The organism is Leclercia sp. LTM14 (assembly GCF_023736175.1).
Lineage (GTDB): Bacteria > Pseudomonadota > Gammaproteobacteria > Enterobacterales > Enterobacteriaceae > Enterobacter > Enterobacter barmai.
This window is the reverse complement of the sequence record NZ_JAIKTT010000005.1, coordinates 89,359-114,721: the sequence shown is the minus strand read 5'-3', so window position 1 is coordinate 114,721 and position 25,363 is coordinate 89,359. Positions and strand designations below refer to the sequence as shown.

Genomic DNA, 25,363 nt, shown 5'->3' with positions numbered 1-25,363 from the left:
GGTATTAAGAGTATTCCTGGTGTTTTTTGATTTTAAACGGGCTTGAGAAATCACATGTGGTGATAAGTAAAGTTCGGTGTCAGGAGAAAAAAATATATAACATAGTGAAGGTCAAAGACGGTAAAGCGCTGCGTAATTGTAATTTTTCGTAATAGCGCGGTGAAATCCTGATTAGAGTAGATTATAGTTAAAGCAAGAGGCATAACAGTAGCCGTTGACGCTAAGCCAGTTGTACCCTTCCCGACAGCGATGTTCGGTGAGTAAAGAATCACTCAAAAAGGGGATGCGCTATGGACGAATACTCGCCCAAAAGGCAAGATATTGCACAGTTGAAATTCCTTTGTGAATCCCTGTACCATGACTGCCTGACCAATCTCGATGAGAGCAATCATGGCTGGGTAAATGACCCTACTTCTGCCATTAATTTGCAGTTAAACGAGTTGATTGAACATATTGCTACCTTCGCCCTTAATTATAAAATTAAGTATAACGAAGATAATAAGTTGATTGAGCAAATTGACGAATACCTGGATGACACTTTTATGTTATTCAGCAGCTACGGCATTAACGCACAGGATTTGCAAAAATGGCGTAAATCGGGCAATCGGCTTTTTCGTTGTTTTGTTACGGCAAGCAGAGCTAATCCGTTAGCTTCTCCGGTTAAAACTATTACAAACAATTAGGTGAATTTATGTCTGATAAACCATTAACCAAGACTGATTATTTGATGCGTCTGCGACGTTGTCAGTCAATTGACACCCTTGAGCGCGTGATTGAAAAAAATAAATACGAGCTTTCTGATAATGAACTGGCAGTATTCTATTCTGCGGCCGACCATCGCCTGGCCGAACTGACGATGAATAAGCTGTATGATAAAATTCCTACCGCAGTATGGAAGTTTGTACGCTGATTCTGTTTACAGATGCCAGAGGTGTTGCGCGACTCTCCGGCGCTTCAAATTTGCGTTACTGGCAGCTCTTCATCCGGTTAGGCTCATGCTATCGTCCAGGGAATTTTGCGTTGTAGGGAACAGACTGGTCACTTCATCTCACCCGCCCTTTTCAGGTAACTGTTATGATTTTTCTTAGTCTAACTGTTACTTTCCACAAACATTGTGGTCACTTAAAATATACGGATCCTTCGTATTGAGTTGAATTCACAAAGGGCAGAAGATGACCGAGATACAACGCCTGCTTACCGAAACCATTGACGATCTCAATGTTCGCGAAAAGCGTGACAACAAACCGCGTTTCAGCATCAGCTTTATTCGCAAACATCCTGGTCTGTTTGTCGCCATGTATGCGGCGTGGCTGGCGACGCTGGTGGTGATGCTGCAATCGGAAACCCTGATCGGTTCCGTCTGGTTGCTGGTGGTGTTGTTCATCGTCTTTAACGCCTTCTTCTTCTTCGACGTTAATCCACGCTATCGCTATGAAGATATTGATGTACTGGATTTTCGCGTTTGCTACAACGGGGAGTGGTACAACACACGCTTTGTGCCTGGACAGCTGATCGAAAACATTCTGCACTCGCCCAACGTCGAGTTACAGCAAAAAGAGAAACTGCAGAAGATGATCGCCACCAAGGGCGAGCTCTCTTTCTACGACGTCTTTACCCTCTCCCGCACACCTGCCTGATCCCGTTTAGACCTGCCGCCGACAGTTTACCTTTCAGCGGCAGGCACCTTACCCGCTTAACGTCTCTTCTTCCGCCCCTGCACCGCCTTAAAGCGCGGATTGGATTTGCATATCACATACAGCCGCCCTTTACGTTTGACGATCTGACAATCGGGATGACGTTGTTTGGCACTGCGCAATGAATTCAGAACCTGCATGCTTACCTCAAATATGAATTGTTATAACATAACAATTAGCATATCCGAGTGGCGAGCGGAAAACAACCCACGCCGGAAGCCAGGCCGCCGGAGTTTTCCTGGCCCCCTAAATTGCAGAATGAAATCAATGCCAGCCGCATGCTATAACGCTACACTTCAACAGTACTTTTCGTTTTAACGTCATCGTTTTGCACGCCCCGGGCCCGCGTTATAAAAAGGAAACAGGAGCATGACAACCCGACAGCTGGTGAGCATGGTTACCTGCGTGCTAATTATTTCAGTGCTTGTTCCTGTTTGTCTGAGCGTATGGCTGGCGCATAGCAATGCGGAGCAGCGGTTTGTTGACGATCTGAATAACTACTCTTCCCGGGTGCAGATCCGAACCGACAAAGTCATTACCCAGGCAAAGTCAGCGCTTACTGAGATGGCGTCGTTTAAAGGGATCCCCTGCAGCTACGAACACACGTTGGCCATGCGCCGCACCTCTTTTTCCTGGCGATATATTCAGGAGGTCATCTACATTGAGGATCTCAAGCCGCGCTGCTCCTCACTGGAACAGGAGAGCCATGCCGCCCCCTTTCCGCCTGCAATGCGGGTAACGCCTGATGGCTATCGGGCCTGGATCACCTCGCACAACGACCTCGCCGTCGATCGCTATATGGCTGCAATTGGCAATGACCACTATATCGTGCTGGTTGACCCGGCCTCGCTGATCGATGTGATCCCCTTAGGCTCCTGGCCGATCGACGTGGCCCTGATCGGCACCCTGCGCAATGTGATCTTTGCCAGCAGTAATAACCTGGATATTCAGGTATTCAATGAGATGCGGCGCAGCGGCAGCACCCATTTTCAGCATGACGGCGCGATGTACAACGTCCATAACGTGTCCGACCTGGGGTTTTCCATCGTCACCTGGTCCTCCCTCAAACCTCTAAAAGAGAGCTGGCACCACCAGCTTATTTTCTGGCTGCCTTTTGGCGTCCTGATCAGTCTGCTGACGGCCTGGTTTATCCTGCGCGTGTTGCGCCGCCTGCAGTCGCCCCGGTACCGTTTACTGGATGCCATTAATGCCCGGGAGTTTAAGGTTCATTTCCAGCCGATTGTGGTGTTAAACAGCGGCAGGCTGACCGGCGCGGAAGCGCTTGCACGCTGGCCGCAACCGGACGGCAGCTACCTGTCGCCGGATATTTTTGTCTCCCTGGCCGAGCAGACGGGACTGACGAATCAGCTGACCACGCTTATCATCGAAAAAGTTTTTGAGGAGATGGGCGAGTGGCTGCGCCAGCATCCGGGCCACCATATTTCGATTAACCTTGCCCCGGAGGATTTGATCTCCGGTAAGGTGCTTCCGCTGCTGAGCCGCCTGCTGAATCAGTGGCAACTTCCCCCCTCACAGATTGCGCTGGAGCTCACCGAGCGCGGGTTCGCCGATCCCGCCGTCAGCGCTCCGGCCATTGCCGCGTTCAGGCGTGCAGGCCACTCGGTCTATATTGATGATTTCGGAACGGGCTATTCCAGCCTCAGCTATCTCCAGGATCTGGACGTCGATACGCTGAAAATAGATAAGTCCTTTGTCGACGCGCTGGAGTACAAAAACGTCACCTCGCACATCATCGAGATGGCCAAATCGCTCAACCTGGATATGGTGGCAGAAGGAATTGAAACCGAAGGTCAGCTGGCATGGTTACGGAGCCACGGCGTGCAGTACGGTCAGGGGTGGTTTTACAGCAAAGCGCTGCCGAAAGAGGCATTTATTCAGTGGGCGGAAACTAACCTCGAGCCGGAGAGTCGCGCTTAGCGCCCGACGGAGAGCGCCGCCGGGCGGCAGGTTTATTCGTCCAGCAGAGGCGAGAAGCCTCCATAAATCATCCGTTTACCGTCAAAGGGCATGGCTTCGCCAAATTCTTTCATCCTGGGATCGTTCATCATCTTCTGATTCGCCTCGTCGCGAACCGCTTTGGAAGGATATTCGATCCAGCTGAAAACCACTTCTTCGTTCTCTTCCGCCTTCACCGCCATGCGAAAGTCGGTTAATTTGCCGTCAGGCACGTCATCTGCCCAACACTCTACGATGCGAAGCGCGCCAAACTCTTTAAACAAAGGCGCGGCTTTCGCCGCCATCTCGCGATAAGCCTCCTTATTACCCGCGGGAACGGCAACCACAAAACCATCGACATACTTCATCAGATAAACCTCCGAAGTGAACGTGCGGCCACGCGTTGTGGCCGCATCAGCGATTAAGTTTAGTTCTGTTGCCAGCTAAAGGCGTAACGCACCTTTTTCCCCTGCAGAATAAATTCCGGTGAGACGCTTGGGCTCCAGGAGTCATCCCCGCCGACGCCCATATGGAAGGCATCAAGGTTCAGCCAGCAGCCGGACTCCTCTCGTAACAGGTGGTGGTGCGACGTCTCACGCAGCTGCGTCTGGCTGTAGCGGCTTACCGAGAAGTGGAAGTCTCCATCCAGCTGATGCTGTCCCAGGTTCAACTGACGCGTATCGCAGCGCAGGCCGTTGTCGGTGGGGAAAATGTAAGGCGTATGCAGCTCAGCCAGCGGCAGTTCCCAGCGCCCCTGACGGGCGGCGAGCTTGCGATCCGGGTAGTTCTCATAGGGCCCGAGTCCCTGCCAGCTTACAGTCTGCGGCGTCAGGGCCAGCTGACAGCAGAGCCCAATACGCGCAGGTTCGGGTATATCGCTCGCCACCTGGACTTCAATATCGCCATGCAGCACGCCCTGGCTGTCGATACGCCAGTATTTACGGCTCAGGAACAGGACCTGGTTGCCATGCTCCCAGGCATGCAGCGTGGTGAGAGTCACCGCTTGCTCCAGCTGCTCGCCGTCGCACTGCAGCAGACGCGGCGTCAGGTTGTACATCCCCGCCGCCTTCCAGCGCTCCACCCAGGCGTTGGGATCGATGCGGGTCGCTTCGCTGACGCCGATATCGTTATCCAGCGGGGCGCGGGTGAAGTTATCGGTCAGCGGTGAAAACAGGGTTGGCTCTCCCTCGCGCCACCACTGGGTCAGGTCGCCGCTGGCGCGGTCAAACTGCCAGCGCTGCTGCTGATGCGTTACCACCAGGGCGTCATCCGCGCGGTCAGCAGCGGTGTTTCCCCGGCAGCTTTTGGTGTTGCGACGAATAACGGCGCGGGCAGCGGCCACTGATCCCAGGCGCAGAGGTGATTTTCGCCGGACCACGGCGTGGCCGCAGGCTGGAACACTTCCACGTTCAGCCAGACATCCCCCGGCGCAGCTGTCCACTGCGGCAGGGCGATCTCCAGCCGTTGCTTCCCTTGCGCCGGGATGTTCAGAGCGACAACATCAGTGGCCAGCACTTCGCCATCGCGCATCACCGACCAGCGCAGCTGCTCGTTGTCCGTGGTGCGGAAGAGATAATCGCTCTGCACCTCCACCACCAGCGGAGAGTGGCTGTGCAGAGTAAAGGTGAAGAACTGCTGGGCGCGCTGGGCTTCGTACAGGGCCGGATGCGGGGTGCGATCCGGGAACACCAGCCCGTTGAGACAAAACTGTCGGTCGTTAGGCTTATCGCCAAAATCGCCGCCGTAAGCCCAGAAGGGATTGCCCTGCTCGTCGTATTTCGTCAGCGCCTGGTCAACCCAGTCCCAGACGAAACCGCCCTGCAGGCGAGGATGTTTGCGGAAGGCCTCCCAGTATTTCGCGAACCCGCCGAAGCTGTTGCCCATCGCGTGGGCGTATTCGCAGAGGATCAACGGGCGGGTCTCATCCGGCATGCCGATCCACTTTTTAAGTGACCATTTTGGTACTGCCGGGAAAGGCTGATCCTGATCGACGCGGGCGTACATCGGACACACAATGTCGGTCGCCGCGGTATTGGCGCCGCCGCCCTCGTACTGTACCGGACGGGTCGGATCGGTGGCCTTCACCCAGCGGTAAAGGGCGTCGTGGTTCGCGCCATGACCGGACTCATTGCCCAGGGACCAGATAATAATCGACGGGTGATTTCTGTCGCGCTGCACCATCCGGGTGACGCGTTCGCTCATGGCGGGCAGCCAGCGCGGATCGTCGGCCAGTCGACTCATCGGCACCATACCGTGGGTTTCAATATTGGCCTCATCCACCACGTAGAGCCCGTAGCGATCGCACAGGCGGTACCACAGCGGATGGTTAGGATAGTGCGAGCAGCGTACGGCGTTAAAGTTGTGCTGCTTCATCAGCTCAATGTCGCGGCGCATGGTGGCTTCGTCCATCACCTGCCCGCGCTCGGGGTGATGCTCGTGACGGTTCACCCCGCGGATCAGCAGCGGCTTGCCGTTGAGCTTCAGCAGCCCGTTGGCTATCTCAACGTGGCGGAAGCCGACGTCGCAGGCTTCAATGTCCAGAACCTGGCCCTGAGCGTCGCGCAGCGCAAGGGTCAGCCGGTACAGGGCGGGGATTTCCGCGCTCCACAGCGCCGGTTGTTCCACCTTCAGTGAAACATTGACCCTCTCCTGCCAGTGACCCCGCTCATCGACAATGTCCGAGCCCGGCAGGCCGACGGCGCTGGCGATAAGCTCCCCTTCCCGCCACAGGTTGACGCTCACCTCGCAATCGGCGTAATCACTCCCGCCGAGGGTCAGCCCCAGCTTAAGCCGGGCACGGTCATAATCGGCATTCAGTTCGGTCTCGACGTGATAATCGGCGATATGGGTAGCCGGTTTGTGCAGCAGAGTGACGTCGCGGAAGATGCCGCTCATCCGCCACATATCCTGATCTTCGAGATAGCTGCCGTCGCACCAGCGCAGCACCATTACCGCCAGGCGATTGCTGCCTGCGCGCAGGAACGCAGAAACATCAAACTCCGCAGGCAGGCGGCTGTCCTGGGAGTAGCCTACCCACTGGCCGTTGCACCACAGGTAAAAGGCCGAGTTGACGCCCTCGAAGACCAGCCGGGTCTGGCCGCTCGCCAGCCAGCTCTCTTCCATCTCGAATGTGAGCGAGTAACAACCGGTCGGGTTCTCTGCCGGAACAAACGGCGGGTTCACCGCAATCGGATAGGTAACGTTAGTGTAGATCGGGGTATCAAAGCCCTGCATCTGCCAGTTGGAGGGGACGGGCATCACCACCGCATCCGCGCAATCCTGTTGCGTCCAGCTGTCGGGAACCTGCTCCGGAGCCGTAAAAAAGCTGAACTGCCAGTCGCCGTTAAGCGAGCGGACGCTGGGCGTCTTACCCTCATCCCGCGCGGCGTGTTCGTCGCGCCAGCTGCTCAAGGGCACGTGGGCAGGGAGTCGATTCCATTGGGTGACGCCGGGGTTTTCCCAGTCGCGGCGAGTGATCAGGGTGCTGAGGGTCAGCGGAGCAGGATGGGACATGTTTACCTCTTTGCGAAGCGCTCACAATTTTAGATACAATGCCCTGCCAGGGAGACAGGGTAAAGCGGGAGAGCGTCATGAAGCGAGGGCGATCACAAAAGCGTTATCGGCGCGCCAGCTGTTCCGCCAGCAGCGCCAGCGATTTTAGCTGCCGGGCAAGATCGTCGCTCCCCTGCGGGATCCCTTCCCGGGCGGTGGAATGGCGCTCGATCAGCGTTACCGGCAGCCGGGTTTGTGAGGGCGCCTCTTTGGCGCTATCCTGCTGCGCCAGCAGCCACTCCACGCTGCGCAGGCCGGCCTCACGAAACGCCTGACGAACCGTGGTCAGCGGCGGGGTAAACCATGCGCTGTCGGTGGTATCGTCAAAACCCACCACCGATATCTGGCCCGGCACCGCAATCCCTTTTTCGGCGCAGGCGCGCATCACGCCCAGGGCCATCTGATCGTTCGCCACCAGGATCGCCTGCGGGAGAATCGCCCCGGCCAGCAGCTGATGGCCTTTTTCATAACCTGAGGCCGCGCTCCAGTCACCCTGAACGACGGAGCAAGGTTCGAGACCCGCCTGACCTAAGGCTGATAACCAGCCTGCAAGCCGTGCCCGGGCAGAGACGGAACTTTGCGGCCCGCCGAGCAGGGCAATTCGCTGATGGCCCAGCGCCAGCAGGTGTTCCGCCCCCAGGTTTGCTCCTTGCTCTGCATCGAACACCAGGCTGTGTACCCGGGCGTTGGGGGTGACATCAAGAAATAACACCGGCACCGGAACGGCCTGCGCCTGCAGGCTTTCGGCCAGCGCATCTTCCAGCGGGACGTTGACCAGCAATCCTTCCACGCGCTGGGCCAGCAGCTCCTGCACCGCCGCCAGGCACTGCTGTGGATCCTCGACCATCGAGATCAGCACGCTCGCCCCACGCTCCCCGGCCCGCGTTTTTACCGCCGACGCGATCTGCGAGGGGGCATGCAGCGCCAGATCGGTAGTGATAAGCCCCAGCGTACGGGTGCGTTTGCCTGCCAGCTGCTGGGCGCCGCGATTGGGTACATAGTGCAGCTCGGCCATCGCCTGCAGCACTTTCTCCCGGGTACGGGCGGAGACGTGGGCCGCATCATTAATGACCCGCGAGACGGTTTGGTAGGAGACGCCCGCCAGGCGGGCGACATCGTAGAGGGTTATGGCTTTCATATGCTTCAGGGGGCAGTGACGGATGTGTCTATTCTGTCATAACGCCTGGCGTAAAGCATGTGAGCGCTTCGCAAAATCAGACAACGCGGCCCGGCTCTGGGGCAACGATCCGCGGCTTCTGCCGAAACCACGGCAGGCAGATCTGGATCAGCGGTCCGATGCTCAACGCATAGAGTATGGTTCCCACCCCAAAGGTGCCGCCCAGCACGCAGCCAATCAGCAGGACCGTAATTTCAATCGCCGTGCGTACGCTGCGAACCGACCAGCCGGTGCGGGCGTTGATCCCGGTCATCAGGCCGTCGCGCGGCCCGGCGCCAAATCCGGCCCCGATATACATGCCCGTCGCCAGCGCATTGACAATCACCGCGCTTGCCAGCAGCAGGCTGCGAGCCATCAGCGAATCAATGGCCGGAATAACTGCCAATGCGGCATCGGCGGCCAGGCCAATCACAATCACGTTACTGATCGTGCCGAGACCGGGACGCTGGCGCAGCGGGATCCAGACCAGCAGGACCAGCGCCCCGGTGAGGATCATGACGGTGCCAATATCCATTGCCAGCAGTTTTGCCACCCCCAGGTGAAAGACATTCCACGGATCGGCTCCCAGATCCGCACGGACAAACATCGCCGTTGACAGGCCGTACAGGCTTAATCCGACGTAAAGCTGAAGTAATCGACGCAACATGATCTTTCTCCGGTGGTTTCTGCTTTAATCATTGCCTGAAATGGCCCTATGATTAATGTCCAGTTTTCAAAAAGTGGACTGCCCGTGTCATCACGTCGTTTTGGAAGTCAGTCATTGGTTCGCCTGCTGGGTCACTGGCAGGAGAGTGCCTCCCGTACCCCGCTGTGGCGGCAGCTGGCCGATGCCCTGCGCCTGCTGATCCTCGACGGCAGGCTGGCGCTGGATACGCGCCTGCCCGGGGAACGGGAACTGGCCTTAACCCTCGAGGTCAGCCGGACCACCGTCAGCAGCGCCCTGGCCCATCTGCGGGACGAAGGTTATCTCGAAAGCCGGCACGGCAGTGGCTCGCGGGTGATCCTGCCCGACAGCCGCACGCCCCCTACCCGCGCCAACGCCAGCGCGGCGCTGGATCTCTCTACCGCCGCGCTGGGTGCCGGGCCGGAGATCCATCAGGCCTATACGCATGCCCTGACCGCCATTACCCCGCATCTGACGCAAACCGGCTACGATCAGCTGGGATTGCTGGCGCTGCGCGAAGCCATTGCGGCACGCTATACCGGCCGCGGTTTACCTACCCGGGCTGAAGAGGTGATGGTAGTTAACGGTGCCGTCAGCGGGCTGGCGCTGGTGCTGCGCATGTTCACCGGCCCGGGCGATCGGGTGGTGGTGGATCACCCCACCTACCCGCTGGCTATCGCGGCGATTCAGGGTGCATCCTGTCGGCCGGTAGGCGTGTCGCTGCCGCATACCGGCTGGGATATCGACGGTTTTGCCGCCACCCTCGCCCAGACCGCGCCGCGCCTGGCGTACCTGATGCCCGATTTTCACAATCCTACTGGCCGCTGCATGGACGAGAAGAGTCGGGAGGCCATCGCCGCCGTGGCTGCCCGGGCCCGCACCACGCTGGTAGTGGATGAAACCATGGTGGATCTGTGGTTCGATGCCCCTCCCCCGCGGCCGCTGGCCTCCTTCTGCCCGAACGGCAATGTCATTACGCTGGGCTCGGCGGGAAAAAGTTTCTGGGGAGGTCTGCGTCTGGGCTGGGTTCGCGCCCCGGCACGCACCATCGCCACGCTTGTCCAGACCCGCGATACGCTCGATCTTGGCTCGCCGCTGCTGGAACAGCTGGCAACCCAGTGGCTGATTGAGAATGGCGAAACATTTTTATCTGCCCGACGGCAGATGCTGCGTGAGCGGCGGGATGCTTGTGCGGCGCTGCTGCAGGAACATTTCCCGGACTGGCGTTTCCGGATGCCGGAAGGGGGTCTCTCTTACTGGGTTGAGCTGCCGGATATGCTGGCCACCCAGCTGGCCTCGCGCGCCGAAGCGGCGGGCATTCATCTGGGTACCGGGACGCGCTTTGGCCTCTCCGGGGCCTTTGACCGCTACCTGCGCATGCCTTTTTCTTTGGCGCCTGCTGAGCTGGAAAACGCGCTGGTGCGGATCAAGCCGCTGTGGATGGCGCTGAGTAACAGCGGCCACAGTGTAAAACGCACGCTGGTATAATCGCTTTGACTCAATGAACGAATGCAACAGTAATATTTATTACGGGAAAAGAGTGAGCGGGCGCACAAATAGTCGCTAATAAGACGAGATTTAAAAATGTCTGACTGTAATGGTTACAGTCAGACATTTTCAGCATGGGGAGATCAGTGCTGAGCCGGGATAGGGAAACCTTTCAGGGAAATAACAAAACTATCGCCTTCTTTCTTTATTTTTGCGCCGGTATCACACCAGTCAGACGCAATTCGAAAGAACTCATCACTGCCAACGTCCCAGCCCAGGCGGACATGTTTGACATAGCCAGAGCGCAGAAGCGAGCAGGCCTCTGAGTAGCTGCTGGCGGTTGATTGTTGATGTTGTTTCATTTTTTCTTCTTCAGAATTTTTCTTAATGCTTTGATTTCTTTAGGAGTAAATGGAGCTACACTCTCTTCTTCCGTATGCTGATTGTCGATATCCTCTTCCGTTACTCCCGCCTCATCTGCTACAGCAAACGCCATCTGCAGCAGCTTCTCTGTGGTAACGCTGAGATTCTCATTATTCACTTCGGCATAATGACGAAGCTTCTCTTTCAGCGCTTCGTCAATTTTCACATTCAGGACAGCAGTCGTCATGGTTTTAACATCCCTGGCACTATTTTCTTAAATTAATACACGAAGTTAACATTATTATCCAGATATATATTTCCTGCTTATAGATAATAAAAATGTCACACTTACCCTGCCGAAAATTTATGACAGAATAATGACAGTCACGTTTCAGTATGATGACAATTTGCGAAATAGACAGGCAGATATGAAAATATAAAATATGCGCACTATTGATGTGGATAATAGTAGAAAGGGGGATACGACAGACTTAAGTGGCGTGAATCCTTACGCCATCACACAAACGTAGCTTTTGAGTATACATTAACACTACGTGATGAAAGTGGCCTAAAAGGCGTAGCTTAAATAGCGCTTGTCCACTTAAACGCCACATGCAATTATACTACAACCCAAAAGCTACATAAAGACTACCCTGATGACCACCAGCCGAGTTTATGCCTATATTCGCGCCTCCACTAAAGAGCAGGATGCTACACGCGCCAAAGCAGCATTGGCTGAGTTCGCCGCCGCTCATGATTTGGGTCACGTCACATACTTCATTGAGAACGTAAGCGGAGCCAGCTTACAGCGCCCGGAGCTTATGCGCCTGATAGACATAGCCGCGCCCGGAGACATTCTGTTAGTCGAACAAGTAGACCGCCTGAGCCGTCTCAGCGCTGAGGATTGGGAGACACTTAAAGCTCAGATCGATAGTAAAGGTTTACGGGTGGTAGCTCTCGACCTGCCTACCAGCCACGTAGTGTTAGCCGCACAGGGTGAGTTTATGCAGTCGATGATGAAAGCTATCAACGGCATGATGTTAGAAATGCTGGCAGTAATAGCCCGTAAAGACTACACAGACCGCCGCCGCCGTCAGGCTGAGGGAATCAGCAAGGCGAAAGCTGAGGGCGCTTACAAGGGCCGTCCAGTGGACAAGAAACTGCACGAACAGATTCGCGTATTGCATGGAGCAGGTAAGATGAAGAGCGAGATCCATCGCCTCACAGGTGCAGCAAGAACCACCATTAACAAAGTGCTGGCGGCGTAAGCCTCATCCGTTACGGGACCACCAGTGCCCTACCAGCCCCTGATACTTGGGGATTTCCGGGGTAACAACCGGGAGTGCCTCAAAGTTCGCACTTAATAGTTCAAGCAATGCCGCAAAGCATCGTCCTATCCCCTAACCTTCTGTTACGAAACGTAGTTTCACTTAGATCTAATACTTGTTGCGCCTGTGGTTATTGTTTGTAAAATGACCTCTGTGATTATTTCTATAACAAGTAGAGGGACTTATGAAACAGTATAACAACGATCTTAGCGCTGAAATCCTGGCATCTTTTAACGAACCGACCTTCACCCCAGAACAAATCGCAGGTATGGCAGATAGCGCACGCGCCATCATTGCTGAACAAAAAGAGATAAATCGGCGGCACCCCGTAAACAAAATCTACCGCTTTGCCACGGTCGGGAGCCTCACACGCCAGGGCGGTATTGTTCGCGAGACTCATCACAAAGCTAAGATGCAGGCTGAAAATGGCGAAATGATGAGCATTGCACTAAAAGGTGATGAAGTTGTTTATCCCGACGGAACTACCGCACGTATTGCCACCAGCACCGGAAAAAGTAAAACCTACGGCGGCGTCGGTATTGCAGTTGTAGGCAGCAAACTTGATAACGGCGATGAAATCATCAGTACCCCGCAATCTGGGGCAATGTGCGTAGATCGTGAAGGATTGCCATCAGCCAAGGATTTTCTGGCTGACGAGACTACAGTATGAGTAACCGTTCAACATGGGATGGAATCCCCGAAGGACTTCACGGCGATGAAACGACTACGGGGGCGCAAGGGCTTAGTAGTCTTCCAAACTTTTCAAATGCGCACCTGGGAGCATTGAGACACGGCGATAAAACTACGCCCTGCCCTAAATGCGGAGAGGTTGGGGAAATAATCGGTAACATCCCAACAATGAACCTTGAAGGAAAAATCGCAGCAGGAAATGGTGCCGAAGTTATTTGCGGCTGTCCGATTGGGTCTAACATTCTTATCTCCCCAGCAGGTCAATGGATAGGGAACACTCCAAGGCCAGAACCCGCTTGGATCAATTCATCAACTGAACCGGAACAACACGCACAAGCGGCTAAAAAGAAACGTATTGGTGTTGATGCTGGTTTTTGCGTAGTCCCTCAAACATCTACAACCGAATCTTTTGAAAGCATCCTGTTCGCTGGTGGTCAGCCAGAAGGAACACGCGAACTTTACCGCTCACTTAACGGTTCAGGTAAGGAGTACAAAGCCGGGTCTATCATGCTCGTGGTTGATCCTGACAAACAGGACAGCGAACAGATCGCCCACATGAAAGCAGCGAAACAGCGCATTGATACAGTACTGGAACCGCTAACGCACGAGGAAGCTAACTTCCTGCATAAACATTACGCTACCATTGCCAACTTCTCTAATATTGCGGATAAAGGCATTGGACTTGCAGCTGATCCAGTTGGGAAATATTTTGAGAATATCGAAAAGATTCTTAAAGAAATCCAGGAAACTTATAAAAATACCTATATGACGCGAGGCGCATTAATCGGCGAACAGTTTTATGTTAGACGTGCGCAACTCTTCACTGAACTTGATCGTGTGCTTAAAGTTGGCTTCCTGAATAAGGCCATGAAGTTTGGCGAGTATACAAAAATAAAAAATGCGCTTGGCTTGTCCACTAGTTCAATCACGTATAAATGGAATGAGACAGGGATCAGCGATATTGAAGGCTACGCAACGCATATCGAGCGAGCGGCTAAATATACTAAGGCGATGCGTTATGCTGGTTACGTTGGAATAGCATTTAGTGCGGTTCACTCAATCAATGAGATAAATGAGGCTTGTTCAACTGGTCGAGAGGCTGAATGTACTAAGAAAAAATATACTGAGATCGGTAGTTTCTCTGGTGGCCTTGCTGGTGGTTTAGCTGGTGGTGCGATAGGCATGGGCATATGCTCGTTAGTCTTGGGCAGTGCTACAATGGCAGCAGGTGGTGCTGGTGCATTAGCTTGTGGCGTAATACTTGGAACCTCTGCTGGATATGTAGGTGGTGAACTTTCATCATCTGGTGGTGAGGCCGTTGGTGAGTTTATCTATAACAGTGTAGGACAATAAGATGAAAAGCGTAACCGCTATTTTATTTATCTTATTCGTCTTTACTACTATTGCTGCGTTTGGTTATTCAACGCTAAAGAACAAACAACACCTACAGCTTTGTGATGCATTTCGTGAAAAGTTTGGTTTTCTGCCAGGAGGTATAACTATTGCTCAGGCTGGCGGTATATTTTTAACATTCCAAAAAGATTTATTCTTTTTCTTTCCTCTCATTGTTAGAAAGGGCAGCTTTATTGTTAGAGATATGGAATCAGAACATTATGACTTTATTAAAGATTTGCCTAATGAAATGATAAAATGGTTGAAAGTGAAGTTCTTATTACTTTTCATTGCCATCATTTTCTTTATTTCCTTTTTGATATTCGATCTATTGATTTTCAAATCATAGAGCATCAATAAATAACATGCACACTCTTTTCATTATATTAACGCCAGCATAACTGCTGGCTCCCTTGATACATAGCTCAAAGAGCCTCTATCACTTGCACCAACCGCGAGACATCAACGCCCTTCCCGTATCGGTTATAAGTTATCGTCGCATTCGAGTGACCGAGAACTTGGGAAGCGAACTGCTCAGGGAAACCATTCTGTTTAAATGTTGTGGCGCCGTAGTGGCGCAACGAATGGTACTCAGGCAAATCATGCTTACCCCTGAATCTCGTAAACCAACGGCTAAAATAGTGCCCATAACTGCCGAGATGCAAGGTAAGCTCAGGGAACAAATGCCCTTTTCTGTCAGTGATGAAATCAAGCAGGCCAAGCGTAAGAAGCTGCGAATGGATCGGAACGAACCGCCGCGAACTATCCGTTTTTATCGTCTGATTTGGGTTCAAGTTATCAACACGGAAGCACCAACCCCCCTCAACTCTCATCACGTCATTGTGGTAAAGCTGGCAAATCTCATTCTGCCTCATCCCCGAATAGCTACCAATCAGAATGATCCACCGCTTCCAGTCCTTCACGCCATGCAAAGCAATGTGCAATCGTTTCAGATCGTTGAGCGAGTAGGCAGGACGGCGATCCATCGGTGCTGTTGTTTCCTTAACACCCATCCCCTCAAATGTGTTTCGAATATCTTCATCTGTACGAGTGGCAAGCCATTTGAAAAACGCAGAGTTCTTCTTGATGTAACGGTTTCTGGTAGATGCAGATCCTTCCAAACTATCAACAAACGCCGCTGCGCTTCTCTTGCTAAATGGCTCTTTGGTCGCAGCCAAATACGCATTCACGCACCTGTTGATCGTCAAAATCTCGCGCTCACCCACAGACCCCGTTTTCGCATTGGCGTACTTCTCAAGCTCACTTTTCAGGTTCGGAAATAATGATTTCTTCTCGTTCACCAGTACAGATGCAGCCAGGGCAGAAGATGAGTGTGCCGGGATGGCCTTGGGAACACAGGCGAAAGGCTGTGAGGTAATGTATTGTTCTGCACGTTTCATAGCTTCACGCTTTGAACGTGTACGCAGAGAAATACGAATCTCGCGCCGTCTCCGAGGTGTTGAATAAACTCTGCGGTAGTACCAGATCCCGTGACGGGAAAGCATCAGATGTGACATTGATTAGCCTTCTAAGTGATACACAAAAGTTGTACCACCAGCAAATCAATGCAAAGACAACAGGGTTTTAGCTATAGAAAACATAGCGTTATCAGAAATGGGTGGGGGCCCTGCCAGCTACATCCCGGCACACACGTCGTCTGCCCTGGCTGCTTCCTTCCGGACCTGACCTGGTGAACAGAGTAGCGTTGCGGGAGAACCAACAGAGCCCCCATTGAGAGCGTTGTTAACCAACGCGCTGGCGCATTATCACTGTACCAGATGGCAATTGCAAGTTAACCGCGTCCGGGTGATGTTTTATTGCGCAAAGCGTTTACAGAGTGGGCGCTTTCTTCCTCTATTACCCGTTAATCTCTATCATGCCCGCAACACAGGAGAAAAAAATGGACGAGCACGACTCTTTTCCCCAGCGGGTATGGCAGATAGTTGCTTTGATTCCCGAAGGCACGGTCATCACCTATGGCGAAGTGGCACGACTGGCGGGCTCTCCCCGCGCAGCCCGGCAGGTAGGCGGTGTCCTCAAACGGCTGCCGGAAGGCAGTACCCTGCCCTGGCACCGGGTCGTCAACCGCCACGGAGCGATCTCCTTAACGGGGCCGGATTTGCAGCGTCAGCGTCAGGCATTGCTCAGTGAAGGGGTGCAGGTGTCAGGCAGTGGAGAGATAGATATGCAGCGATACCGCTGGCGGTACTAAATGCCCCTCTCAGGCGAGAGGGGCAGGGAACATTAAAGCTGGGTTGGCGCCGGGGTCGCCGTAGACGGACTAACCTGGGTTGGTGACGTTGACGGCACCGTGGTCGGCGCACCGCCGCCAGGCTGCAGCGGCAGCGAGGTCTGCTGCACCGGGACCAACACCAGATCGGCTTTCGTACCGCCCTGGTTGATCACCGGCTTCACGATGTCGGTCATCAGAACAACCTGATCGTTAATGGTGATCGCCGCACTCAGCAGAATACGGGCATTGGGCTGAACATCCGCCGGGTTAAACGGCAGTTCAAATTTGAATGGCGCCTGTTTACCCTCGGTACGCGTCGCCTGCTGCGCCAGTACTTTCGATGGCGAATCGGCCAGCGAGGCATCAGACAGGGTAACGGTTAACACCGCATCCGGCGGTAAAGCAACTTTCTGGCGGATCCAGATCGTACCAGAGACATTTGGCTGCTGAATAGTCGGCTGAGCGGCTACGCCAGCAGTATTAGGGTTCGGCGCTGGCGTCTGAATGTCTGCGCTTTTGTCTGCGCAGGCAGAAAGAGCGACCGCTACCGCTAAACCACTTAACACGTGCACGAGTTTCATTGAGTTCTCCTTATCATCAATGCACCAGCGGGATCGATACCGCCAGATGAGTGGTTAACATAAAGATAACGAGACTAAGTGTGGCACATATCAATTATTTATGCCTGGAATCCCCCTGTTATTCAGATTATTGCACCCATCGGACCACTTTCATTTCTGCGTTATACTCTGCGTATCTTTCGCCACGGCGTATTAATTGAGGACGACTATGAGTCAGGCACTAAGCAATCTGCTGACATTATTAAACCTGGAAAAAATAGAAGAAGGACTCTTTCGGGGACAAAGCGAAGATCTGGGTTTACGCCAGGTTTTCGGCGGCCAGGTTGTGGGACAAGCCCTCTACGCTGCTAAAGAGACCGTACCTGCGGAGCGCTTTGTGCACTCTTTTCACAGCTACTTTTTGCGCCCGGGCGACAGCCAGAAACCCATCGTATATGACGTTGAAGTCCTGCGCGATGGCAACAGCTTCAGCGCCCGTCGCGTGGCGGCGGTGCAGAACGGCAAGCCGATTTTCTATATGACGGCGTCGTTCCAGGCCCCTGAACCGGGCTATGAGCATCAGAAGACGATGCCGCCAGCCCCTGCGCCTGACGCGTTGCGTTCTGAGACCGACATTGCCCGCGCGCTGGCGCATCTGCTGCCCCCGCAGGTTAAAGAGAAGTTTCTCTGCGACAAGCCGCTGGAGATCCGCCCGGTCGAGTTTCATAACCCGATGAAAGGCCACGTCGCAGAGCCTGCCCGTCAGGTGTGGATCCGCGCCAACGGCACCATGCCGGAAGATTTCCGCGTGCATCAGTATCTGCTGGGTTATGCCTCGGATTTTAACTTCCTGCCGGTTGCCCTGCAGCCGCACGGCGTGGGCTTCCTTGAGAAAGGGATGCAGGTTGCGACGATCGACCATTCGATGTGGTTCCACCGTCCGTTCAATATGAATGAGTGGCTGCTCTACAGCGTGGAGAGCACCTCGGCGTCCAGCGCTCGCGGGTTTGTGCGCGGTGAGTTCTATACCCAGGATGGCGTGCTGGTGGCATCCACCGTGCAGGAAGGGGTGATGCGTAATCGGGGATAATGTTACGTGCGGCCTGGTGCCCTCACCCCGGCCCTCTCCCACCGGGAGAGGGTGCAAACACTAAAACGGCAACCGAGGTTGCCGTTTGCTTTTATTTACGCGTTATACGCATTCTCGCCGTGGCTGTTGACGTCCAGACCTTCGCGCTCCTGCTCTTCCGGTACGCGCAGCCCAACCGTCATGTCCGCCAGCTTGTAGCCGATAAAGGCAACCACGCCCGACCAGACTACCGTGATGGCGATACTTTCCAGCTGCACCAGAACCTGATGGCCCATGGTCACGCCTTCCGCATAGCCTACGCCGCCCAGAGAGGTTGAAGCGAAGATGCCGGTCATGATGCAGCCGACGATACCGCACACGCCGTGGACGCCAAACACGTCACAAGGGTCATCCACACGCAGAACACGTTTCAGCGCCGTCACGCCCCACAGACCGGCCAGACCCGCCACGATACCGACGATCAGCGCGCCACCGACACCGACAAAACCACAGGCAGGGGTAATACCCACCAGACCGGCAATCGCACCGGAACAGGCGCCCAGCAGAGAAGGCTTACCGCGTACCGCCCACTCGCCAAAGATCCAGGAGAGGATGGCTCCCGCCGTCGCGACAACGGTGTTCACGAAGGCCAGGGCCGCGATTTCGTTTGCCGCACTGGCTGAACCGGCGTTGAAGCCAAACCAGCCAAAGTAGAGGATCGCCGTACCAGTAAAGACCATCGGCAGGTTGTGCGGTTTGAACGCTTCTTTGCCAAAACCGACGCGTTTGCCAATCAGGTAAGCACCGACAAGCCCAGCTACTGCGGCGTTGATATGCACAACGGTACCGCCCGCAAAGTCCAGCGCGCCATGAGAAGCCAGCAGACCGCCGCCCCAGACCATATGCGCCACCGGCACGTAGGAAAGGGTCAGCCACACCACCACGAAGATTAATACGGCGGAGAAGCGGATACGTTCCGCCAGCGCCCCGACAATCAGCCCCACGGTGATACAGGCGAACGAACCCTGGAACGCCACGTGGATGTACTGATAGAAGCTGCCCATCACCGCGGTCAGCTCGATATTTTTCAGCATTGCCCAGTTAAAGCTGCCGAAGAAGGCGTTGCCCTCCCCGAAGGCCAGCGAGTAGCCGTAGACCACCCACAGCACGCAAACCAGCGCAAAGGTCACCGTTACCTGAGTGAGCATGGAGAGGACGTTTTTGCCGCGGATCAGGCCGCCGTAAAACAGCGCGATCCCCGGAATGGTCATAAAGAGCACCAGCGCGGTGCAAATCATCATAAAGGCGTTATCGGCTTTGTCTGCTACCGCGGGTGCAGCCATTGCCAGGCCCGGCAACAGCGCCAGAGACCCCAGACCTGCTTTAAGTGTTGTTGTGTTCATTTTCTCGATCCCTATCACTGTGTGCCTGCTGTTTTACAGTGCCGCTTCGTCGGCTTCGCCTGTACGAATGCGAATAACGCGTTGCAGCTCAGCAACGAAAATTTTGCCGTCGCCAATTTTGCCGGTGTAGGCTGCTTTGCTAATTACGTCGATGACTTCATCCAGCTGATCGTCGGCAATTGCCACGTCAATCTTCACTTTTGGCAGGAAGTTGACGCTGTATTCCGCACCACGGTAAAGCTCTGCATGCCCCTTCTGACGACCGAAGCCTTTCACTTCGGTAACGGTCAGCCCCTGAATACCCATTGAAGAGAGTGCTTCGCGCACGTCTTCGAGTTTGAATGGTTTGATTACCACGGTAACCAGCTTCATATATCCCTCCAGTCAGAATTCGGTTTTGGCGAGCCAACGAAAGAGGTATTGCAAGGGGTGTGCCAAAAGTGAAAAGAGAGGAAATACGAGGCACGGAGAAGGCATGACGAAAAAACAGCACCATGACAGTGCAGGGTGCGTTTCATTTTGCACCAACCGATTCAGCGGCTGGCTGGTTGCTTAATTTTAGTGCATCAGGCGCTGAGAGATTCCTCACGGGCGCTGGCGGCCAGCTCTTCCCCGGCCAGCTGCAGCTGATACATTTGCCAGTAACGCCCTTTTGCCTCAAGCAGTTGCTTATGGGTACCGCGTTCAACCGCCTGACCGCGATGAAGCACCAGAATGGTATCCGCCTCTACGATGGTCGAAAGACGGTGGGCAATCACCACCAGGGTGGTGTGTTCGCGTACCGCGGCCAGCGCCTGCTGGATAGCCTGCTCGGTACCGGAATCGATGCTGGCGGTAGCTTCATCCAGAATCAACACCTGCGGGGTATCAATCAGCACCCGGGCCAGCGCCAGCAGCTGCTTTTGCCCGACAGACAGGTTATTCCCCTGCTCGCCGAGCCGGGTATGAATGCCGTCGTGCAGACCGCGCGCCAGCTCCGCCAGTTGCACTTTCTCCAGTACGTCCCACACCTGCTCCTCGCTGAACGGTCGGCCCAGCGTCACGTTGGCGAAGAAGGTATCGGCCAGCACCACCGGATCCTGCTGCACCATCGCTACCCCTTTACGCAGTACGCTGTGGTTCAGGCTCGACAGCGGACGTCCGTCAAGGCGGATCTCCCCTTCGGTGAGCGGGTAGTAGCCCATCAGCAGGCTGGCGAGGGTGCTTTTACCGCTGCCGGTATGCCCCACCAGCGCCACAAAGCTGCGGGACGGCACCGTCAGGTTGATATCCTGCAGCACCAACCGATCGTCGCGATAGGCAAAGGAGACGTTGTCAAAATCAATCGCCCCGCTTTGCAGTTCGCGCTCGTCATCGCCATACGCCTGGCGCGGGCGATCCATCAGCTCAAAGACGCGCTCACCGGCCACCACCGCCTGTTGCAGCATCGACTGCTGGGTGGTGAGCTCGATCAGCGGCTCGTTAAGACGCCCGAGATAGCTGATAAAGGCATACAGCACCCCGACTTCGATGGTGCCACCGGCGGCAAAGCCAAACTGCATCAGCAGCCCGCACAGCACCAGCGCCGAGAACAGGCTTAACAGCGGGCGCAGCAGGAAACCGTCCAGACGCAGGGTCTGCATGCGGGCCATATAGTGGGAACGGCTGGCTTCGCCCATCCGCTCGCCGAAACGCGCCTGCTGGCGGAACTGCTGGATAACGCTCATGCCGTTGATGACCTCGTTAAAGCCATCGTTGATATCCGCCAGATAGGCCCGCACGCGACGCACAATCGGCGTGCTGTAGCGCTGGTAGATGATCATCACAATCATTACCGCCGGGAAAATCGCCATCGCCACCAGCGCCATGCGCCATTCGAGGCTGAACATCGCCACCAGCATAGCGCCCACCAGGGCGGCGCTGCGCAGTACCGTAGCCACCACGGTGACATACAGGTCGCGGATAACTTCCGTATCGTTGGTGACGCGGGAGATGATCTGCCCGACTGGCTGGGTATCAAACGCACTCAGGGGCTGGCGCAGGGCGGCATCCATCACGTCGGTACGCAGCTGCTGCACCACGCCGACGGCGGCCTGGTTAAACAGCAGCGACTGGGCATAGTGCAGCCCGGCCGCCAGCAGCTGCAGGCCAACGTAGGCCACCGCCAGCCCGGTGACTAAACCGAGCGGGAGATAATTTTTTGCTACCATGTTGTCGATGAAATAGCTGATCAGCAGCGGGCCGGTTACTTCGGCAATCGCCGCAATCCACAGCAGCACGACAGCCAGCGACAGCGGCTTGCGCCACGGCGAACCATACGCCAGCAGGCGCTTAAGGGTGGGCCACAGCTGGGAAAAACTACGCATCGGCGGCCTCCTCGTCGGTTTCCGGCACGTCATCCAGTGCCGCTTCCAGTTGTTGATAACGATACATATCGCGATACCAGCCCGGCTGTTCCGCCAGCTGTTCATGCTGGCCGCGCTGGGCAATATGCCCGTGCTGCATCACCAGAATTTCGCTCGCCTCGGTCAGAGCCGACAGACGATGGGCGCTGATGATCACCGTGCGCCCTTCTCCCCACTGGCGCAGGTTGTGCAGGATCTGGTGTTCGGTGCGGCCATCGACGGCAGAAAGGGCATCGTCGAGGATCAGAACCTCGGCATTCAGCAGCAGCGCGCGGGCGATGGAAATGCGCTGTTTTTGCCCTCCCGAGAGCATTACGCCGCGTTCGCCCACTTCGGTTTCGTACCCCTGCGGCAGGCGCAGGATGTCGTCATGGACGCTGGCAAGGCGGGCGACGTGCTCAATCTCTTCCTGGGTCGCATGCGGGCAACCGAGGGCGATATTGTTGGCGACGCTGTCGGAGAAGAGGAACGGCGTCTGGCTGACGACCGCCAGGCGGCTGCGCCAGCTATCCAGCTGCAGTTGCGTCAGCGGGATGTCGTGGAAGCGGATCTCGCCCTGGTCAATATCGAAGTGGCGCTGGATCAGCGAGAGCACGGTACTTTTCCCGGCGCCGGTCGGGCCGCAGATGCCCAGCATTTGCCCCGGCTGCAGCGTGAAATGGACATTTTCGAGCGTCGTTTTTTCCGTATGCGGGTAGGCAAAGGCCCGTACTGAGAATTTTAGCTCGCCGCGCCCATCCGGCACTGTCTCGCTGCCATCGTTAACCACCGGCGCTTCGGCGAGCATGGCGCGGATCCGGCTGTAGGCCGCACTGCCGCGCTCGACAATGTTGAACATCCAGGCGAGAGCCAGCATTGGCCAGATCATCAGCCCCAGATACATGGCAAAGCTGGTCAGTTGCCCAAGCGTCAGCGAGCCGTTAATCACCATCCAGCTTCCGCCGCCGATGGCCAGCAGGTTAGCGGTGCCAATGGCGATGTAAATCGTGGGATCAAAACGGGCGTCGATCCGGGCGACGCGCAGGTTTTTGGCCCCGGTATCCGCCGCATCGGCGGCAAACAGGGACGACTGGCGGTCTTCCAGGCCGAAGGCTTTGATCATCCGGATGCTGGTCAGGCTCTCCTGGGTGCGGTCGTTAAGGGTAGAAAACGCCGCCTGCGCCAGCTTGAAGCGCTGGTGCAGCTGGTCGCCGTAGCGCTTGATCGCCAGCGCCATAATCGGCATCGGCAGCAGCGCCAGCAGCGTGAGCTGCCAGCTGATTTGCGTTGACATGACGATCAGCACCGCACACCCCATCACCAGCGAGTCGACCAGGGTCAGCACCCCTTCCCCGGCGGCAAAGACCACGCGATCGACATCGTTAGTGGCGCGGGCGATCAGGTCCCCGGTGCGGTGACGCAGGTAAAATTCCGGATGCTGGCGGCTGAGCTGGCGGTAAAAATCTTCCCGCAGCTCCACGGCGAGCTGGTATGACGCGCCGAACAGCAGCACGCGCCAGACATAGCGCAGCAGATAGACCACCACCGCCGTCAGCACCAGCGTGCCGATCCACATCATCACCCGTGCGGTGGTGTAATGCTGTTGGGTAACGCCGTCCACGACGTAGCCCACCACTTTCGGCGGGATGAGCTGCAGAATGGCAATGATAATAAGCAGGGCCACTGCACCGAGATAGCGTTGCCACTCCCGGCGAAAGTACCAGCTTAACTGAGCAAATAATCGCACGCGGTCTTTTCCTGAGGATCGTATTCCGGCAGCGCCGGGAAGTTATTCAATGGGTAAGGCGGTGGTGTATTTTATCTGTTCCATCGCGAAGCTGGAGGTGACATTCGACAGACCTGGCACGCTGTTGACCAGCCGTTTATAGAAATCATCATAGCGCTTCATGTCCGCCACCTGAACGCGCATCAGGTAGTCGTATTCGCCCGCCATGCGCCAGAAGCCCAGCACTTCCGGCATCTGTGATACCACGCTGACGAATCCGCAGTACCAGTCGCTGCTGTGGTGCTGCGTTTTTATCAGCACAAACGCGGTCAGGCCAAGCCCCAGTTTTTCAGGATCGAGCAGCGCCACGCGTCCCAGCAAAATGCCTTCGTCTTCGAGTCGCTTAAGGCGTTTCCAGCAGGGCGTGGTGGTCAGATTAACGGCATCCGCCAGCGCCTGCAAAGAGAGGGTGCAGTCGCTTTGCAGTAAGGACAGCAGCTTACGGTCAATTTTATCTAGCATACCCACCCCCACAGAGAAAAATTTTCTCTTCTCATTCTATTTTAAAGGCCAGATAGCAACAATTTTTTCTGTGCTTTTCGCTATGCTGGGCACAAAATGACAAACGGATTACTTCGATGAATAGCACCTGGGTTAAAAACGCCATCAGTGAAATTAACGCCGATTATCAGCGCTCGGCGGATACACACCTTATTCGCCTCGCCCTGCCCGGCTTTCCGGGTATCCAGCTCTATCTGAAGGACGAAAGCACCCACCCGACCGGCAGCCTGAAGCACCGTCTGGCGCGCTCGCTGTTCCTGTACGGGCTGTGTAACGGCTGGATCAATGAGGGCACCACCATTATTGAATCCTCTTCCGGCTCAACCGCCGTCTCTGAGGCCTATTTTGCCCGCCTGCTTGGACTGCCGTTTATCGCCGTTATGCCCTCCTGCACGGCAAAACGCAAAATCGAACAGATCGAATTTTATGGCGGACGCTGCCACTTTGTGGAAAGCGCCTGTGAAATTTATGCCGCGTCAGAGATGCTGGCCCGGGAGCTGAACGGTCATTATATGGACCAGTTTACCTTCGCGGAGCGGGCAACCGACTGGCGCGGTAACAACAACATTGCCGACAGTATCTTCCGGCAGATGCAAAATGAACCCCATCCGGTGCCGACGCATATCGTGATGAGCGCCGGAACCGGCGGCACTTCGGCCACCATTGGCCGCTATATTCGCTGCCAGGGTTATGATACTCGCCTGATGGTAGTGGACCCACAGAACTCGGTGTTCCTCGATTACTGGCAGCAGCGCGATCCGGCCCTGCGCAGCCCGGTGGGCAGCAGAATTGAAGGGATTGGCCGCCCGCGCGTCGAGCCTTCGTTTATCCCGGATGTAGTGGACGAGATGCTCCGCGTGCCCGATGCCGCCAGCGTTGCCACCGCTCACTGGCTGGAAACCCAGCTCGGTCGCAAGGTGGGTGCCTCCACCGGGACCAATATGTGGGGCGCGCTGCAGCTGGCGGCGCGGATGCGTGACGCGGGACAAACCGGCTCTATCGTCACCCTGCTGTGCGACAGCGGCGAGCGCTACCTGGACACCTACTACAACGCCGAATGGGTAAAAGCGAATATTGGCGATGTGGCGCCGTGGCTGGCAGAAATTGCCCGGCTGGTGAAATAAAAAAAGCCAGACTTTCGTCT

At 55.6% G+C, this 25,363-nt stretch carries 24 protein-coding genes, 1 other RNA gene and 2 pseudogenes; 12 read left to right on the top strand and 15 right to left on the bottom strand.

What is annotated here, in order from left to right; translation table 11 throughout:
• Window positions 1–290 precede the first annotated feature (290 nt).
• From tomB to K5I40_RS12865, 3 genes are all read left to right on the top strand, one after another.
• Window positions 291–683, top strand: a complete 393-nt coding sequence (tomB, locus tag K5I40_RS12875) for an Hha toxicity modulator TomB (RefSeq protein ID WP_039032404.1) — start codon at window positions 291–293, stop codon at window positions 681–683.
• An 8-nt stretch (window positions 684–691) separates the two neighbouring features.
• A complete protein-coding gene (locus K5I40_RS12870; RefSeq protein WP_032616864.1) occupies window positions 692–910 on the top strand; it encodes an HHA domain-containing protein in 219 nt (72 codons plus the stop codon).
• A gap of 262 nt (window positions 911–1,172) precedes the next feature.
• On the top strand, window positions 1,173–1,637 hold the full coding sequence (locus K5I40_RS12865) for a YlaC family protein (protein WP_039032403.1): 465 nt from the start codon (window positions 1,173–1,175) through the stop codon (window positions 1,635–1,637).
• Between the two features lie 56 nt (window positions 1,638–1,693).
• Here the strand turns inward: K5I40_RS12865 and ykgO are convergent, their stop codons facing one another.
• Window positions 1,694–1,834, bottom strand: coding sequence for a type B 50S ribosomal protein L36 (gene ykgO, locus K5I40_RS12860; protein WP_003859006.1), 141 nt, complete (start codon window positions 1,832–1,834; stop codon window positions 1,694–1,696).
• Window positions 1,835–2,063: 229 nt separating this feature from the next.
• Here ykgO and K5I40_RS12855 point away from each other — a divergent pair, with 229 nt between their 5' ends.
• Entirely contained in the window at window positions 2,064–3,632 is a 1,569-nt protein-coding gene (locus tag K5I40_RS12855; RefSeq protein WP_223074674.1) for an EAL domain-containing protein, read from the top strand.
• A gap of 32 nt (window positions 3,633–3,664) precedes the next feature.
• On the opposite strand, the gene K5I40_RS12850 is transcribed toward K5I40_RS12855, so the two are convergent.
• From K5I40_RS12850 to K5I40_RS12835, 4 genes and pseudogenes are all read right to left on the bottom strand, one after another.
• A complete protein-coding gene (locus tag K5I40_RS12850) occupies window positions 3,665–4,018 on the bottom strand; it encodes a DUF1428 domain-containing protein (protein ID WP_039032401.1) in 354 nt (117 codons plus the stop codon).
• Between the two features lie 59 nt (window positions 4,019–4,077).
• Window positions 4,078–7,163: pseudogene (locus K5I40_RS12845) on the bottom strand (beta-galactosidase).
• A 103-nt stretch (window positions 7,164–7,266) separates the two neighbouring features.
• Window positions 7,267–8,340 carry a LacI family DNA-binding transcriptional regulator gene (locus K5I40_RS12840; protein ID WP_223074673.1) on the bottom strand — a complete coding sequence of 358 codons (1,074 nt, stop codon included), beginning with the start codon at window positions 8,338–8,340 and terminating at the stop codon, window positions 7,267–7,269.
• Window positions 8,341–8,416: 76 nt separating this feature from the next.
• Window positions 8,417–9,025 (bottom strand): YitT family protein, encoded by a 609-nt coding sequence (locus tag K5I40_RS12835; protein WP_138370611.1) that lies wholly within the window; start codon window positions 9,023–9,025, stop codon window positions 8,417–8,419.
• 84 nt (window positions 9,026–9,109) lie between these two features.
• On the opposite strand from K5I40_RS12835, the gene K5I40_RS12830 reads away from it, so the two are divergent.
• Window positions 9,110–10,531 carry a PLP-dependent aminotransferase family protein gene (locus tag K5I40_RS12830; protein ID WP_223074672.1) on the top strand — a complete coding sequence of 474 codons (1,422 nt, stop codon included), beginning with the start codon at window positions 9,110–9,112 and terminating at the stop codon, window positions 10,529–10,531.
• A gap of 143 nt (window positions 10,532–10,674) precedes the next feature.
• Here K5I40_RS12830 and K5I40_RS12825 read toward each other — a convergent pair whose 3' ends face one another.
• Window positions 10,675–10,893: a hypothetical protein gene (locus K5I40_RS12825; protein WP_039032397.1), complete on the bottom strand. Its 219-nt coding sequence runs from the start codon at window positions 10,891–10,893 to the stop codon at window positions 10,675–10,677.
• Entirely contained in the window at window positions 10,890–11,141 is a 252-nt protein-coding gene (locus tag K5I40_RS12820) for a hypothetical protein (RefSeq protein ID WP_039032396.1), read from the bottom strand. The genes K5I40_RS12825 and K5I40_RS12820 overlap by 4 nt, the downstream gene beginning before the upstream one ends.
• A gap of 409 nt (window positions 11,142–11,550) precedes the next feature.
• Between K5I40_RS12820 and K5I40_RS12815 the strand changes: the two genes are divergently transcribed.
• The 4 genes from K5I40_RS12815 (at window position 11,551) to K5I40_RS12800 (ending at window position 14,653) form a co-directional block, all read left to right on the top strand.
• Window positions 11,551–12,162 carry a recombinase family protein gene (locus K5I40_RS12815; RefSeq protein ID WP_223074671.1) on the top strand — a complete coding sequence of 204 codons (612 nt, stop codon included), beginning with the start codon at window positions 11,551–11,553 and terminating at the stop codon, window positions 12,160–12,162.
• A 244-nt stretch (window positions 12,163–12,406) separates the two neighbouring features.
• Window positions 12,407–12,892, top strand: coding sequence for a hypothetical protein (locus K5I40_RS12810; protein ID WP_223074670.1), 486 nt, complete (start codon window positions 12,407–12,409; stop codon window positions 12,890–12,892).
• The gene (locus K5I40_RS12805; RefSeq protein ID WP_223074669.1) at window positions 12,889–14,265 is read left to right on the top strand and encodes a PAAR domain-containing protein; all 1,377 of its coding nucleotides are present in this window, start codon (window positions 12,889–12,891) and stop codon (window positions 14,263–14,265) included. Before K5I40_RS12810 ends, K5I40_RS12805 begins: the two co-directional genes overlap by 4 nt.
• 1 nt (window position 14,266) lies before the next feature.
• Complete coding sequence (locus K5I40_RS12800; protein ID WP_223074668.1) at window positions 14,267–14,653, top strand: hypothetical protein; 387 nt, start codon at window positions 14,267–14,269, stop codon at window positions 14,651–14,653.
• Window positions 14,654–14,729: 76 nt separating this feature from the next.
• On the opposite strand, the gene K5I40_RS12795 is transcribed toward K5I40_RS12800, so the two are convergent.
• Entirely contained in the window at window positions 14,730–15,704 is a 975-nt protein-coding gene (locus K5I40_RS12795; RefSeq protein WP_251929818.1) for a site-specific integrase, read from the bottom strand.
• A gap of 225 nt (window positions 15,705–15,929) precedes the next feature.
• Window positions 15,930–16,026: signal recognition particle sRNA small type (ffs, locus tag K5I40_RS12790), an RNA gene on the bottom strand.
• A 166-nt stretch (window positions 16,027–16,192) separates the two neighbouring features.
• On the opposite strand from ffs, the pseudogene K5I40_RS12785 reads away from it, so the two are divergent.
• Window positions 16,193–16,516 (top strand): annotated as a pseudogene (locus tag K5I40_RS12785) (MGMT family protein); the annotation flags it as partial.
• A gap of 32 nt (window positions 16,517–16,548) precedes the next feature.
• Here K5I40_RS12785 and K5I40_RS12780 read toward each other — a convergent pair.
• Entirely contained in the window at window positions 16,549–17,118 is a 570-nt protein-coding gene (locus K5I40_RS12780; RefSeq protein ID WP_039032394.1) for a YbaY family lipoprotein, read from the bottom strand.
• A 208-nt stretch (window positions 17,119–17,326) separates the two neighbouring features.
• On the opposite strand from K5I40_RS12780, the gene tesB reads away from it, so the two are divergent.
• On the top strand, window positions 17,327–18,187 hold the full coding sequence (tesB, locus tag K5I40_RS12775; protein ID WP_138370614.1) for an acyl-CoA thioesterase II: 861 nt from the start codon (window positions 17,327–17,329) through the stop codon (window positions 18,185–18,187).
• A gap of 95 nt (window positions 18,188–18,282) precedes the next feature.
• Here the strand turns inward: tesB and amtB are convergent, their stop codons facing one another.
• The 5 genes from amtB to K5I40_RS12750 form a co-directional block, all read right to left on the bottom strand.
• Window positions 18,283–19,569 (bottom strand): ammonium transporter AmtB, encoded by a 1,287-nt coding sequence (gene amtB / locus K5I40_RS12770; RefSeq protein ID WP_039032392.1) that lies wholly within the window; start codon window positions 19,567–19,569, stop codon window positions 18,283–18,285.
• A gap of 33 nt (window positions 19,570–19,602) precedes the next feature.
• Window positions 19,603–19,941, bottom strand: a complete 339-nt coding sequence (glnK, locus tag K5I40_RS12765) for a P-II family nitrogen regulator (protein ID WP_032616849.1) — start codon at window positions 19,939–19,941, stop codon at window positions 19,603–19,605.
• Window positions 19,942–20,135: 194 nt separating this feature from the next.
• Complete coding sequence (locus tag K5I40_RS12760) at window positions 20,136–21,914, bottom strand: SmdB family multidrug efflux ABC transporter permease/ATP-binding protein (RefSeq protein WP_138370616.1); 1,779 nt, start codon at window positions 21,912–21,914, stop codon at window positions 20,136–20,138.
• Window positions 21,907–23,679, bottom strand: a complete 1,773-nt coding sequence (locus K5I40_RS12755; RefSeq protein ID WP_223074665.1) for a SmdA family multidrug ABC transporter permease/ATP-binding protein — start codon at window positions 23,677–23,679, stop codon at window positions 21,907–21,909. Before K5I40_RS12755 ends, K5I40_RS12760 begins: the two co-directional genes overlap by 8 nt.
• A gap of 42 nt (window positions 23,680–23,721) precedes the next feature.
• Window positions 23,722–24,180: an Lrp/AsnC family transcriptional regulator gene (locus K5I40_RS12750; protein WP_039032389.1), complete on the bottom strand. Its 459-nt coding sequence runs from the start codon at window positions 24,178–24,180 to the stop codon at window positions 23,722–23,724.
• A gap of 116 nt (window positions 24,181–24,296) precedes the next feature.
• On the opposite strand from K5I40_RS12750, the gene K5I40_RS12745 reads away from it, so the two are divergent.
• Window positions 24,297–25,343: a PLP-dependent cysteine synthase family protein gene (locus tag K5I40_RS12745; RefSeq protein ID WP_223074664.1), complete on the top strand. Its 1,047-nt coding sequence runs from the start codon at window positions 24,297–24,299 to the stop codon at window positions 25,341–25,343.
• Window positions 25,344–25,363: the final 20 nt, after the last annotated feature.